The sequence below is a fragment of the Streptomyces sp. cg36 genome (assembly GCF_041080675.1).
Taxonomy (GTDB): domain Bacteria; phylum Actinomycetota; class Actinomycetes; order Streptomycetales; family Streptomycetaceae; genus Streptomyces.
Map to the genome: position 1 here is coordinate 7860579 of NZ_CP163520.1, position 13769 is coordinate 7874347.

Annotated in this window: 11 protein-coding genes and 1 pseudogene; 7 read left to right on the plus strand and 5 right to left on the minus strand. The window is 69.7% G+C overall.

Annotation, left to right across the window (positions count from 1 at the left end):
• Window positions 1-13: 13 nt before the first annotated feature.
• On the minus strand, window positions 14-1714 hold the full coding sequence (locus AB5J87_RS34640) for a sulfite oxidase (protein WP_369382703.1): 1701 nt from the start codon (window positions 1712-1714) through the stop codon (window positions 14-16).
• A gap of 373 nt (window positions 1715-2087) precedes the next feature.
• Here AB5J87_RS34640 and AB5J87_RS34645 point away from each other — a divergent pair, with 373 nt between their 5' ends.
• The 6 genes from AB5J87_RS34645 to AB5J87_RS34670 all read left to right on the plus strand — a co-directional run bounded on the left by AB5J87_RS34645 (window position 2088) and on the right by AB5J87_RS34670 (window position 8389).
• The gene (locus AB5J87_RS34645; protein WP_369382704.1) at window positions 2088-2672 is read left to right on the plus strand and encodes a sigma-70 family RNA polymerase sigma factor; all 585 of its coding nucleotides are present in this window, start codon (window positions 2088-2090) and stop codon (window positions 2670-2672) included.
• A complete protein-coding gene (locus tag AB5J87_RS34650) occupies window positions 2669-3424 on the plus strand; it encodes an anti-sigma factor (RefSeq protein WP_369382705.1) in 756 nt (251 codons plus the stop codon). Before AB5J87_RS34645 ends, AB5J87_RS34650 begins: the two co-directional genes overlap by 4 nt.
• Before the next feature lie 423 nt (window positions 3425-3847).
• Window positions 3848-6505 (plus strand): DNRLRE domain-containing protein, encoded by a 2658-nt coding sequence (locus tag AB5J87_RS34655; RefSeq protein ID WP_369382706.1) that lies wholly within the window; start codon window positions 3848-3850, stop codon window positions 6503-6505.
• A 15-nt stretch (window positions 6506-6520) separates the two neighbouring features.
• Window positions 6521-6856, plus strand: coding sequence for a hypothetical protein (locus AB5J87_RS34660; RefSeq protein WP_369382707.1), 336 nt, complete (start codon window positions 6521-6523; stop codon window positions 6854-6856).
• A gap of 326 nt (window positions 6857-7182) precedes the next feature.
• A complete protein-coding gene (locus AB5J87_RS34665) occupies window positions 7183-7698 on the plus strand; it encodes a YbaK/EbsC family protein (RefSeq protein WP_369383752.1) in 516 nt (171 codons plus the stop codon).
• 142 nt (window positions 7699-7840) lie between these two features.
• Window positions 7841-8389, plus strand: a complete 549-nt coding sequence (locus AB5J87_RS34670; RefSeq protein WP_369382708.1) for a GNAT family N-acetyltransferase — start codon at window positions 7841-7843, stop codon at window positions 8387-8389.
• Between the two features lie 37 nt (window positions 8390-8426).
• On the opposite strand, the gene AB5J87_RS34675 is transcribed toward AB5J87_RS34670, so the two are convergent.
• Window positions 8427-8621: a hypothetical protein gene (locus tag AB5J87_RS34675; RefSeq protein ID WP_369382709.1), complete on the minus strand. Its 195-nt coding sequence runs from the start codon at window positions 8619-8621 to the stop codon at window positions 8427-8429.
• 112 nt (window positions 8622-8733) lie between these two features.
• Between AB5J87_RS34675 and AB5J87_RS34680 the strand changes: the two are divergent.
• Window positions 8734-9663 (plus strand): annotated as a pseudogene (locus AB5J87_RS34680) (IS5 family transposase).
• An 80-nt stretch (window positions 9664-9743) separates the two neighbouring features.
• Here the strand turns inward: AB5J87_RS34680 and AB5J87_RS34685 are convergent.
• From AB5J87_RS34685 to AB5J87_RS34695, 3 genes are read right to left on the minus strand one after another with little or no spacing between them, the layout of a single operon-like run.
• Window positions 9744-10538, minus strand: a complete 795-nt coding sequence (locus AB5J87_RS34685; protein WP_369382710.1) for an SDR family NAD(P)-dependent oxidoreductase — start codon at window positions 10536-10538, stop codon at window positions 9744-9746.
• 52 nt (window positions 10539-10590) lie between these two features.
• Window positions 10591-11838, minus strand: coding sequence for an aminotransferase class I/II-fold pyridoxal phosphate-dependent enzyme (locus AB5J87_RS34690; RefSeq protein WP_369382711.1), 1248 nt, complete (start codon window positions 11836-11838; stop codon window positions 10591-10593).
• Window positions 11835-13766 carry a condensation domain-containing protein gene (locus AB5J87_RS34695; protein ID WP_369382712.1) on the minus strand — a complete coding sequence of 644 codons (1932 nt, stop codon included), beginning with the start codon at window positions 13764-13766 and terminating at the stop codon, window positions 11835-11837. The genes AB5J87_RS34690 and AB5J87_RS34695 overlap by 4 nt, the downstream gene beginning before the upstream one ends.
• Between the last annotated feature and the right edge of the window lie 3 nt (window positions 13767-13769).

The following is a 13769-nucleotide window of genomic DNA, read 5'->3' on the forward strand; positions in this document are numbered from 1 at the left end:
GTGGCGAGGGTGGTCAGTCCACGTCGATCACCACCGAATGCCAGCCGCTGGCACCGTCCGGGATGGTGGGGGTACGGCGGTCGGTCTGCACCTGGCCGGTGCGGTCGGTGGCGCGGACGGTCAGGGTGTGCCCGCCGCTGGTGGCCTTCCAGGGAAGGGACCACTGGCGCCAGGTGTCGGCCGTGTCCTCGGCGGCGAGGTCGGCCGTCATCCAGGGCCCCTCGTCCACCCGTACTTCGACGCGGTCCACACCTCGGTGCTGGGCCCATGCGACGCCCGCGACCATGACCGTGCCGGCCTTCGGGCGGGCGAACGGCTTCGGGGTGTCGATGCGCGACTGGGTCTTGATGGGTGCCCGCTGCGCCCAGGACCGCTTCACCCAGTACGCGTCGTAGGCGTCGAAGGTGGTCAGCTCGATGTCGCGGATCCACTTGCAGGCCGACACATAGCCGTACAGGCCGGGGACCACCATGCGGACGGGGAAGCCGTGGGCGAAGGGCAGCGGCTCGCCGTTCATCCCGAGCGCGAGGAGTGCGTCGCGGCCGTCCATGAGGTCTTCGACCGGGCTGCCGATCGTCATCCCGTCCACCGAGCGGGCCACCAGCTGATCGGCCGGTCCACCCCGCGACGGCGGCCGTACGCCCGCCTCCCTGAGCAGGTCGGCCAGCCGCACCCCGGTCCAACGGGCATTGCCGACGTACGGGCCGCCCACTTCGTTGGAGACGCACGTCAACGTGATGTCGCGTTCGACGAGTTGGCGCTGGAGAAGATCGTCGAAGGTGAGGGTGACGGGACGGCTGACGCCTTTGCCGTGGATCTTCAGCCGCCAGGTCGTGGCGTTCACCTTCGGTACGACCAGGGCCGTGTCGACCCGGTAGAAGTCGTTGTTGGGAGTGGTGAAGGGGCTGATGCCGGGGGTGTGCAGGACGGCTCCGGGCGCCAGGGGGCGGGCGGCGGAGGTGACGCGCGGCAGTGTCACCGCCTTGCGGGAGGCGACCGCGCCCCGGCCCTGGGTGCCGGTCAGCGCCCGGCCCAGCAAGCCGGTGCCCGCGGAGGCGGCAGCGGCGGCGGTCGCCGCGACGACGAACCCGCGGCGGTCCCAGTCCTGCGCCCCTCCCTGCCGAGCCGGGGCCTCTGCCTCCCGGTCCGGGGGGCCTTCCTCCCGGTTCGGGGCCCCTGCCTCACGGTCCTGGGGGCCTCCCACTCCGTCCTGTGGGCCTCCCGAGTCCGGTCGCTGCCGCGCGGTCCCGTTCGCGGTCGCGGGCCCCGTGGTGAGACGGCCGACCAGCAGATACAGCACCCCGGCCCCGGCGAAGGCGCCGAGCAGCGACGGCAGCGCGTCGGCCGCACTCGTCGAGTCGGGACGACTGGTCGCGGCCACCGCGCCCACAAATCCGAACAGCAGGACTCCGGCGGCACCGGCGCGGCGGAAGCGCAGGGCCAGTACGCCGAGCACGAGGGCCAGCAGGGCCAGCACGGCGACGATCCCGAGTTGCAGGACGAGCTTGTCGTCGCTGCCGAAGTGACGGATCGCCCAGTCCTTGACCGCGGGAGGCGTGCGGTCGATGGCCGCCCCGCCCACCGCGATGACCGGCCCGGATTCGGGCCGCACCGCGGCGGAGAGCAGCTCCGCCACGGCGAGTGCCGCGAAACCGGCCAGCAGTCCGGAAAGGGCTGCGAGCGGAAGGCGTACCCCTCGGCTCAGAAGTTTCATCACGACTCCTATTCGGAGCCGACGGGCCGCGGGATTGGCCGTTCACTCCCCGGAGTGACTCGGCGCAGGTGGCCGACAAGGAGGAAGGAGTGCCGGCTGCCCACATCAACGCAGGTGAACGGGCCTGTTGCAGCGGCCGTGTCGGCGTGGACAGCGATGTCTGCGTCCGCCAGGCTCCTCTCACCGGCCCGCCGGCCGCGCGAGGCGCGACGCCGGTTCGCTGAGTTGGCGCCGCCGGTGTGGATGGCGCCGCTGGTGTGGACGGTGGCGTCGGTACGGGTGGCGTCGTCGAAAAGGGCGCTTGTGGAGCAATCCGCCGGAGCCCCGGCTCCGAATCACTTCCGTAGCCATGAATCTCCGGGAGGATCGCCGGGTGAAGGAAGCAGTGCACATCGACGGAGTCCGCCAGGTCGGTCCAGACCTGCCCGAACTACTGGCCCGGACCGCGCGGGGCGACGAGGAGGCGTTCTCCTCCGTGTACGACGTGATCATCGGACCGGTCATCGGTCTTGTGCGCAGTGTGCTGCGCGATCCGGCCCAGTCGGAAGAGGTGGCGCAGGAAGTACTGGTGGAGGTGTGGCGGCTGGCCGCCCGCTATGAACCCGCGCGCGGAGGCGTCATGAACTGGGTGCTCACCCTCGCCCACCGGCGGGCCGTGGACCGGGTCCGTGCGGCCCAGGCCGCCACCGACCGGGAGAGCCGGGCGGCGCTGCTCGCCCAGACCCCGGCCTTCGACGAGGTCAGCGAGGCGGTGGAGACCCGCCTGGAGCGCGAGTCGGTACGCCGGTGTCTGCGCACCCTGACCGAACTGCAGCGGGAGTCGGTGACCCTCGCCTACTACCGGGGACTGACCTACCGTGAGGTCGCCGAACTGCTGTCCGTGCCGCTGGGCACGGTCAAGACCCGCCTGCGCGACGGACTCATCCGCCTGCGCGACTGCCTGGGGGTGACCGCGTGACGACCGTCGACGTGCACACGCTGACCGGGGCCTACGCACTGGACGCCCTGCTCGACGACGAGCGCGCGGAATTCGAACGGCACCTGGCCGTCTGCGAGGCGTGCGCGCGCGAGGTGGACGAGCTGAGGGCCACCGCCGGGCGCCTGGGCCTGGCGACGACCACCAGCGCGCCCACGGGCCTGAAGGCCGACGTGCTGCGGCGGATCAAGAACGTACGGCAGGAACCGCCCCGGGCCGCGCCGCCGCCCCCGACGACTACGCAGCGGGCCCATCGCCGCGCCCTGACCCGGTACGCGCTCGCCGCCTGCCTGGCCGCCGTCGTCGCGTCCGCCGGCATCGCGGTGTGGCAGCACCAGCGGGCCGCCACCGCCCGAAGCCAGGCGCAGTCCGCGCAGCGGGAGAACCAGCAGCTCTCCGAGGTGCTTTCGGCGCCGGACGCCAAGGCCACCAGCGGGCGGCTCGCGGGGCGGGGAACGGGCACGCTGGTCATCGCCCGCAGCCGCAACAAGGCGGTCTTCGTGGCCTCCGGCCTCGCCCGGCCGCCTGCGGGCAAGGTCTACCAGCTGTGGTTCGACGACGCCGGACGAATGCGGCCGGCGGGCCTGATGGACCCCGCCCGGAGCAGCGAAGCGGTGCTCCTGTCCGGACCGGTAGACCGGGCATCGGGCATGGGCATCACGGTGGAACCCGCAGGCGGCTCGACCAGCCCGACGTCCGCACCGCTGGCGGTGATGTCGTTCGCCGTGGCTTGACGGGCCCGGCGGACGGGAGGGGCGGCGCTGGGGCGTTGCTCTTGCACCCTCGGCCCGCCCCGGTGGAAGTACCGCTGGGCTGACCATGGACCTCCGCGTCGAGCGCGGCCGGCATCGCGGCCTCGTCCTGGAGCTCTGCTAAGGGCTGCCCCGGCTGCCACCACCCGCTCGTCTATGGACGAACGACGCCCGTTTTATCGATGTTTACGCCACCTGCACCCCCACTTGCTCAAGGGATGGTCAAGTAAAGTAAAGTCCCGGTCAAAGATCTATTCCTGGAGCGGTCATCTCGCGTCGCTTGCGACGCGCAGGGCGATCGCAGCGATTCTCCGTGCCCAAGCACAAGGGGGGCCGAATCGCCATGCCTGAACCTGGAGTCACCACGTGAAGTACAGCTGGCGTGCCCGCACCGCGGGTATAGCGATGCTGACCGTAGGCGCTGTCCTGGCGTCTACACCGCACACCGTCGCCAAGCCTTCGGCCGAAGACAACGAAGCCGCCGAGTTCGAGCAGGCGTTGTCGGATCTCAACAAGGAGCTGGCGGCGTTCAAGGCTCATCCGATCAAGGAAGCCGAGAGCGTTGAGGCCGCACAGGCTGCGGCAGCCGTGCAGGACCGCCGCGTTGAGGTGCTGCAGCTGCGCACCGAGACCGACACCGTTTACGCCAACCCCGACGGCGCTCTCACCCGGGAGATGGCCGCCGGCCCGATCCGCATGATCCGTGACGGGCGGTGGGTGGACGTCGACGTCGACTTCAAGGCCATGAGGGACGGCGGAGCAGCCGCCGAGGCGCACCCCAAGCAGCTGCAGCTGGCGGGGAAGGGGGGTGTGCTGCCGCAGTCGATCGAGGGCGCGGCCAAGGCCCCGGCGTCCCAGGCCCGCGACCTCATCACCCTCGGCACGGGCAAGAACCGGTTGGCGGTGCGGTGGAAGGGCGGTCTGCCCGCCCCGACCCTGGACGGAAATGTAGCCACTTACAAGGAAGCGGTGCCCGGCGGTGACGTGATCGTGGAGGCCACCCGGACAGGGTTCGAGCAGTTCCTGCGGCTGAACAAGGCGCCCGAGGGCGGGGCCCCGATGGTGCTTCCCATGACCGTTCCCGAGGGGGTGAGAGCCGAGAGGAACGACGACGGCTCGGTGTCCTTCAACGATGCTCGGGGCGAGGAGCAGGCGCGGATGCCCTCGCCGGTGATGTGGGATGCGACCGTCGACGAGAAGTCGCTGGAGCACGCCAACACCAAGCCGGTCGAGATGAAGGTTGCTCAGAGGGGCAACACCGTAGAACTGACGCTCACCCCCGACGCGAAGTGGCTGATCGATCCCGCGACGCGCTACCCGGTGACGATCGATCCGGCCACCGACACGCTGGACACCCTGTTCGACACCTTCGTGCAGGGCGGTGACACCGCCGACCAGTCCGCCAACACCGATCTGAAACTCGGCTGGCCCGGCGACTACGAGGGTTCCACCAAGCGCACCGCGCGCTCCTTCGTGACCTTCCGTACCTCGAACTTTGCCAACTCCCTGGTCTCCAAGGCGACGCTGAAACTGTGGAACTACCACTCGTGGTCGTGTGAGAAGCGCGGCTGGGAGGTGTGGGCCGCTGACCCGGCGGACAAGAACACGCGCTGGACCAGGCAGCCGCAGCTGACGGAGAAGATCGCCACCTCCTCCGAGACCAAGTCCGCCTCGTGCTCCAACGCGGGATGGGTGAGCGCGGACGTCACCAAGCTTGCACAGACGTGGTCTTCGGCGCAGGCCACCGAGGGGTCCATCGCGCTGAAGGCGGCGGACGAGTCCGACACCTATGCGTGGAAGCGGTTCTACTCCTCCGAGGCCCCCAACCAGGACCAGGTCCCCACCCTCGAAGTCACCTACAACTACCGGCCCTACAACGGCACCAACCTCCAGGCCGGCACACCTTTCCTGTCTCAGGGCGGCATCTTCAAGGTGAACTCGACCACGCCGACCCTCCGGTTCTCCACCGTGGACACCAACGGCGAGGACCAGGTCGTCGGCACCTACGAGATCACCGACACCTCGACCAACAAGGTCGTCGCGACGATCAATGCCGATCCGGTGCCGTCGAACAGCACCTCCAGCGTGAAGGTCCCGGCCGGCAAGCTCGTCTCCGGCAGGACCTACAGCTTCCGTACGACTACATTCGACGGCACGCACTACGCCAACGGCTGGTCCGATCCGGTCCGCTTCACCGTGGACACTTCCTGGAAGCCCACCGCCGCCGAACACGCACTCGGGCTGGCGAACCTGTACTCCGACGCCGCCGACGTCACGGCCGCCACCGCGTCCGACGACACGTACGCCTCGATCGCCGCGACCGAGGAGAACACCGTCTCGGTTCCCTGGGACGGCAAGAGCAACGGCATCGACATCAAAAACGCCCAGATGCCGAACAAGCTCTCCATCCCCGAGGCCACCACCAAGGGCACCCAGGTGGGCGGCAACGTCGTCTACACCTCTCCCGGTCCCGTCGACACGGTCGTGCAGCCCACCACCGATGGTGGCTCGCGCACGTTGAACATCCTCAAGAGCAGCTCCGCGCCGCACGACTACGAGACCGGATTCAGCATCCCCGCGGGGATGAAGGCCGTCACGCACGACGACGGCTCGGTATCCATCCTCTCGGCGGGAGACGAGAACGCGGACAAGGCACCCGCGAAGGAACCGGCCGGGTTCTTCGCCGCTCCCTGGGCCAAGGACGCCAACGGCAAGGACGTCGCGACCAGTTACAGGGTCGTCGGCAGCAAGCTCGTTCAGCACGTCGACTTCGACGCGAACAGTGCCTTCCCCATCGTGATCGACCCCTCCTGGTGGTCCACCACCGGGAAGATCTTCAAGTGCAGCGTGTACGGCGTCGCCCCCTTCATCCTCGGCTTCACCCCGGCGGGCTCGACCGGGCGTGTCATCACCGCCGTCCGTCTGGCGAAGAGGATCGGATTCAAGAAGACAGCACAGCTCATCTACAACTACTCCAAGCGCCGCAAGATGACCCCGTCGTTCCGAAAGATGGTCGGTGTGCTAGTGGGCATCGAGGGCATCAAGAAGAACTGCAAGTTCTGACCATGGAGGATCACCATGCTCGTCAACGCCATTGCGACGGCAGTCCTACTGGCGGAACTGGGCGTCATATTCCGCTACCGGCTCGTCCGCCGTCGCCAGGAGCGCCCGAGTGACTGGCCCCAGCTGACTGACGTCCGCTATGGCCATCTCGCCGCAGCCCTGGCCGCCGCCGCCACCGGATGGGCTGTCACCGGAGCACACATGGGCTGGGGGACCCTCTCCACCCTGCTGTTCCTGGGGGTCATGATCCCCGCCGCAACCGCTCTCGCGGCCACCACCTTGTGGCGGCCCCTTGCGGGCTGGATCGTGTGCGCAGCTGGAGGGATCACCGTGGGTATCGCCACCCTGTAGACATCCCTGTTCGTACGTCGGCCGCCCACCATCACCTGTTCCCAGGACTCACTTGGTGGGCGGCCGACCTGTACCTCACGACATCGAATACCGCGCCGCCCTTGCGCCAGAGATGGGGCGAGTACATCGTGTTCCGCCCGGGCTCGTACCAGCTGAGGCACTCGGCGGATCCACCGCACTCGAAGCGGAGTCGGCGGCGGCGTTGGAGCGGTGGAGAAGGGGGCCGTGCTCGGCGGCCGGAGTCCCGGTGAGGCGGCCCGATTGGCTATCGTCGCCCCATGAGCAACCAGGTGCAGGCCCCGTTCGGGAATTTCGCCGCTGTGCGCATGGCGCTGGAGGTCCGTGACCGGCTGGTGGGACCCGTGGCCGGGGCGTTGGGGGCCTGGACGGTGCGGGAGGCCGCCGAGTCCGTGCTGTACGTGGAGACGGAGCCCGACCTGGCGGACACCGCCGTGTTCTGCGAGGCGTACGACGTGGCGCCGGAGAGCTCCGCGAACTGCGTGGTGGTGGCGGCCAAGCGGGGCGGGAACACCGTTCTGGCCGCGTGCCTGGTGCTGGCCGACTCCCGTGTCGATGTGAACAACGCCGTCCGGCGGCACCTGGGGGCGCGCAAGGCGTCGTTCGCGTCGTTGGACCTGGTGGTCGCCGAGACCGGCATGGAGTACGGCGGGGTCACCCCGGTCGGCCTGCCCCTCGGCTGGCCGCTCCTGATCGACGAGGCCGTGGCCCATACCCCGTACGTCCTGGTCGGCAGTGGGCAGCGCCGGGGCAAGCTGATCCTTCCCGGCAGCGCACTGGCCCAACTCCCGGGCGCGGAAGTCCTGTCCGGCCTCGGTGTCTGACCACCACGACGCACCGGGTGCCGGTAGGACGGCCCCGATGGTCCGCATGGCCCAGTGGTGGTTCGTATCGTCCGTGTGGTTCGTGAGGAATTGGGAGCCGAGTGTCCATGGAGATCACCGAATCCACACCCCCGGAGTGTTCATGGTGATCACATGGCGTCGCATGGAGGAGCGGGACTTCCCCCTGCTGCGTACGTGGCTTCAGCAGCCCCACGTACACCGCTGGTGGAATCACGAGACCACACCGGAAGCGGTGGCCCGTGACTTCGGTCCGGCTGCCCGGGGCGAGGAGCCGTGCGAGGACTTCCTCGCCCTCCTCGACGGCGTTCCGGTCGGTCTCGTCCAGCGTGAACGCCTGCTTGACTACCCCGAGTACCTGGCCGAACTCGCGGCCGTCGTGCCGGTGCCCGACGGCGCGATGTCCCTCGACTACCTGATCGGCGACCCCGACCGGACGGGGCAGGGCATCGGCACAGCGATGATCCACTCCATGATCGTCCGTACCTGGTCCGAGCACCCGGCCGCCCCGTGCGTGCTCGTCCCGGTGGTGGCCGCCAACCGCCGTTCGTGGCGGGCGCTCGAACGTGCCGGACTGCACCGGGTCGGAACCGCCGAGCTGGAGCCGGACAACCCGGTCGACGACCGGACGCACTACCTCTACCGCGTCGACCGGCCGGTCACGGGCGGCTGACGGACTCACCCGCGCCGGTGGGCGGCGGTACGTACGGTCAGCGCAGGGAGCGGACTGTACGGCTGGTGGCGAGCAAGGCGGCGCAGGCCAGGACGGCGCTGCCGCACGTCAGGAAGAGCGTCACCGTGCCGTACGGGAGCAGGAGGCCGGCCAGTACGTAGGAGAGCGGGTCGAACGCCACCGTGGCCAGCACGCCGAGGCTGGTGATCCGGCCCAGGAGCTGCCCCGGCACCCGCTCCTGCAATAGTGCACCGTCCACTGATCAACAGCACGAAGACACACCCACTAGGCGCTGTTTCTTGGATCTCCTGACAGGTGTGGGGTGTTGGGGTCACGCTGGCTGTATGGGTCGTGGGGATCTGACGAATGCGGAGTGGGATCGGCTGGAGGCGTTCTTGCCTCGTGGTGGTGCTCGTGGGGGTCGGTGGAGTGATCACCGTCGGGTGATCAACGGGGTGTTGTACCGGGTGCGGACGGGTGTGCAGTGGCGGGATCTGCCTGAGCGGTTCGGGCCGTGGGAGACGGTTTATAAACGTCATCGCCGCTGGTCAGCGGATGGGACGTGGACGATGCTGCTGTCGAAGGTGCAGGCTGCGGAGGACGCCGAAGGGCGGATCGACTGGGACGTGTCGGTGGACTCCACCACGGTGCGGGCTCACCAGCATGCTGCCGGTGCGAAGAAGGAGCCGCCCGTTGTGATTCCTCAAAAGGGGGTCGCGTCGGGGACGAATCAGGTCGATCCGGTTCTTCGGAAACTGGCCGTCCGGCTGGAGGAGGTGGTCAGATCGGCGAGTGCCTGGGACGTTCCCGCGGGGGTTTCACCACCAAAGTCCACCTCGCCGCCGACGGACGCTGCGGCCCCTCTGTCTCGTCCTGACACCTGGTCACTACGGTGACGGCCCACAACTCGAGCGTGTGCTGGAGCGGTTGTCCGTGCCCCGTATCGGAGTTGGCGGCCCCGCACCCGGCCCGACCGTGTCCTGGCGGACAAGGCCTACACCTCCCGCAAGAACCGCCGCTACCTGCGACGACGCGGGATCCGCCACACCATCCCCGAACGTCTTGACCAGCAGCGTCACCGGCACAACCGAGGCTCCCGGGGCGGCCGTCCCACCGGCTTCGACAGCGAGCGTTACAAGAAACGCAACACCGTCGAACGTGCCATCAACCGGCTCAAGGGCTTCCGTGCCGTCGCCACACGCTACGAGAAACGGGCCTACATCTACCTCGGCACCATCACCCTCGCAGCCCTCACCATCTGGCTCCGAACATGATCCAAGAAACAGCGCCTAGCGAACTCCGTTGGTGGAAGCGGCACTTGGTTCGAGAAGAGGGGCGCGGGGACCGCGTGTGGTCAGGCGATGTGCGTGCCTCCGTCGACCGTCAGTGTGGTGCCGGTGATGTAGGACGCCGCGTCGGAGGCGAGGAAGAGCAGGGCCGCGGCGAGCTCCTCGGGCCGTCCGATGCGGCCGGACAGCACGCGCGGCATGATCGCATCGAGGTATCCCTCGCCGTAGCCGTCGGTCATCGGGGAGGTGAAGAGGCCGGGCGCGAGGGCGTTCACGCGGATGCCCTTGTCGGGGGTCCACTGCTGGGCGAGATCGCGGGTGAGGCCGAGGATCCCGGCCTTCGACGCGGAGTAGGCGGCTTGCGGCAGACCGCCCGTGACCAGCGCGAGGACGCTGGAGATGTTGACGATGGAGCTGCCCGGCAGCATCACCGCACCAGCGGCCTGGGCCATCCAGTAGGAGCCGTTGAGGTTGGTGTCGACGACTTCGCGGAACTGCTCGGGCGTCTCCTGCGCCGCGGGCCGTTCGCCGCTGATCCCCGCGTTGTTGACGAGGACGTCCACGCGCCCGAACGCGCGCATGGCCGCCGCGATCAGCGCACGGCACTCCGTCGGCCTGGTGATGTCGGTACGTACGGCGACGGCTCGGCGGCCGAGTTTCTCGACTGTCGTGCGTACGGCTTCCAGCTTCTCCACCCGCCGGGCCCCGAGCACGACGTCGGCGCCCGCCTCGGCCAGCGCGGTGGCGAACGCGATGCCCAGCCCGGAGGAGGCACCGGTGACCACGGCGACGCGGTCGTCGAGGCGGAAGCGGTCGAGGACGCTGACGGAGGGCGAGTTGACCGTCCCGGTGTCGTGCACGCAGGTCGCTCCTTCGGGAATCAGGGCTTCGGGAAACAGGACGGGCGCGGAGTCAGAGGCCGAGGCGCCGTCGGTAGGTGAACAGGGTGCGCAGGAAGCCGTCCATCTGCTCCTCGGTGTGTCCGGCGTGCGGAAACAGGCGCAGGAGTGCCTGGTTGCGTGAGACGGCCGGGTAGGAGAAGACGGGGACGAGATAGCCGTCGTCGATGAACCACTCCCGCATCTGCAGTGCGGCGGCGTCGTTCCCGATCGGTACGGAGAGCATGTACGAGTCGGTGGGCGTCGTCGGTGTGCCGCTCTCGTGGATCTGGCGGCGAAGGCGGGCGGCGTGCGCCAGATAGTCGTCGACGATCTCCGGTTTGTCGGCGAGGGCCTCGATGGTGCGGTGGGCGGTGTGGGCGGTGGGCGGCTGGATGGCCGCGGTGAACATCGAGGTGCCGGAGAGGAGTTCGAATGCGTCGATGGCTGCTGCCGGTCCGGCGATCGCGCCGCCCTCCAGGCCGATCGCCTTGGACAGTGACACCATGACGAAGTCGGCCCGCTCCCGGATGGCGGCTGCCTCCCGGGCGTAGGGGCGGTTCTCCGGCCCGTACACCATGAACCCGTTCGCGTCGTCGATCATGCTGATGGCGCCGTGGCGGTCGCACTCGTCGAGGATCTCCACGATCGGGCCCATGGTGCCGTCGGCCGAATAGATGCTCTCGGCGATCACCACCGTCTTGGGGGCCTTGGCCCGGCCGAGGACGCGTGCCAGGTCGGAGGCGTCATTGTGCCGGAAGGCATGGACACGGCGGCCGTAGCCGAGTCCCTCAAGGCCCTTCCAGACGCTCCAGTGGACATCGCGGTCGACGACGAAGACCGTGTCGTGGTTGCGCACTTCGATCCCGGCGTCGAAGTGGGCGGAGCTGCTCATGGCGTGGACGAACCCGATGTTGGCCAGCAGCCCGGTGGCGAAGGTGATCGCCCGCTCCTTGCCGGTGTGGCGGGCGATGGTCTCCTCCAGCACCTGGTGCGGGCGGCAGATCCCCTGCGTCATCCTGGACCCACTGGTGCTCAGACCGTGGGCGAGCGCTCCTTCCGCGAAGTGGCGCTGTACGGGGATGTGGCGCGCCAGGTCGAGGAAGCTGATGCTGGCGAAGTTCACCAGTTCGCGGCCGTTGCGGAGGATGGTGGGGCCGACAGGGCCGTCGACCACCGGTGGGCGGTAGGCCGAGTCATGGGTGTTCGCCTCGACGAACGCGGCGAAGGCCCACGGGGCCAGGCGGTCCACGGACGGTGCGGCGGTGTGGGGCGCGGTCATCGTGGGGTTTCTCCTCCATGGTGGGCGCGGGGTGACAGGGGCTCCAGCGCTGCGGCGAGATGGCCGAGGGAGGCGGTTCCGGCGAGTTCGTCCGACGCGATGCCGGTGAAGCCGGAGCGCCGCAGCAGCGCCAGGAGACGGGGGACGGCGACCAGGGTGAGTCCGTGGTCGGCGAGGCTGCGCTGCATGTCCACCGCACCGGGACGTCCAAGGGGATCGGCCGCCAGGTCGCTGCTTCGGAGCGTGGCGACGGCGTCGGCCAGGGCCCGCTCGGCGCCTGCGTCGGGCAGGCGCGAGGGGGCGCGGTGGGTGGTGGGGGTGCGGTCCGGCGGGGGGTCTGCCGATGACAGGTCGTAGCGGTCCGGGGCGATGAGTCCGGGTACTTCGCCGAGCTGGTCCAGGACGTGGCGGTGCAGGTCGTCGGGGGTGACGTCGGAGGCGACGCGGGTGTGCGCGACGAGGTGCGGTTCGTCGTCCTCGGTGGCGCCGGTGCCGGGCCGTACCGTCACGTCGAGTACTCCGGGGTGCGCGCGCAGGACGTCTTCGACGTCGGGCAGGTGCGCCCACCCCCGCGAGGTGCGCCACCAGCCGGGGGCGGGCGGTGTCGAGGGGTGCTTCGGAAGCGGGCAGTCGGCCCCTTCCGCGAGCGCGCGCAGCAGAGCGCACAGGCGGACGGGCAGCGCCATGGCCTGGTCGGCGGTGAGCAGGTGGTCCCCGACGGTGACATCGAGGGTGACGGCCCCCTCGTCGAGGCCGAGGTCGACGTAGAGGGTCTCGCACGGCTCGTCGGGTGTGCTGCTGATCCAGGTGGCGGACGCGTCGAGCGAGGTGTGCTGGACCAGGTATTCGCGCGGCCAGGAATAGCAGTTGTACTCGATGGTGGGTACGGTCACGACTCCGCGGCGGCGGTCCATGCGGGCCTGGGCCGCGACCAGTTCCGCCGGACGCCACCGACCGTGCCGGTAGGCGGCGGCACAGGCCGTGGCGACCGAGGCGACCACGTCGCCGAACGGTGCTTGTGGGCGAAGAGCGATCTGTACGGGAACCGTCAGGGCCTGGACGCCGACGCTGTCGCGCAGAGCGGCGCGCGCCCGGTTGGAGACCACCGCGGAGGCGAGGAAGCGGTGTTCGCCGGTGCGGCTGGCGACGTCGTGGGCCAGGGCGGCGAGCACCACGGTCTCCGCGCTCGCCCGGTAACGGCGGGCGACACGGTCGAGGTGCTGGTACGCGGCCACCGAGCGGTGCTGGAGGCGGTGGCGCCCCTCGCCGCCGTGGCTCCCGCCGAAGGGGGCGAGTACGCAGGTCGGGTTGGTCTCCAGGCGCGTGAGCCACTCACGCTCGGCCGCTCTGGCACGCTGGGACGGCTGGGTGTCGACCGTGTCGAGCGGGTGGAGGGGTGCCCGGGCGGGTAAGGCTCCGCCGCACAGTCGGCCGTGGAGCTGGCCGAGCAGTACCGCCAGCCCCCATCCGTCGATCACCACGTGATGGGCGGCCATGAGGACCGCACGCGGCTTGCCCGCTTCGAGCAGCACTCTGGCGCGCCACGGTGGATGCCGCTCGGGATCGATCGGGCAGGCGGCCAGTGCCGCGGTGGCGGCCTCCAGGGTCCTGGCGTCCACGGCGGTGACCTCGACCTGGTCGAAGGGCAGCGGGGCCCAGCCGGTGCGGTGGACGTGCTGTACGGGGTGCAGCGCGTCGATCGTCGTACGCAGTGCCTCATGGTGGTGGGTGAGGGAGGTCAGCGCCGCGTGGATGTCGTCGAGGGTTGCCGCGGGCGGGACGTGGCAGTGGTCGGCGAGCGGGGTCGGGTTGACCCGACGCGACGGGGGAATGGTGCGCTCGAACCAGTGCCACTGCTGCACCCAGGTCAGCGGCCCGCTGCGGACCACGGTCGGGTCGTTCGCAGTCGCTTGCGGGAAGTGGGCCACGGC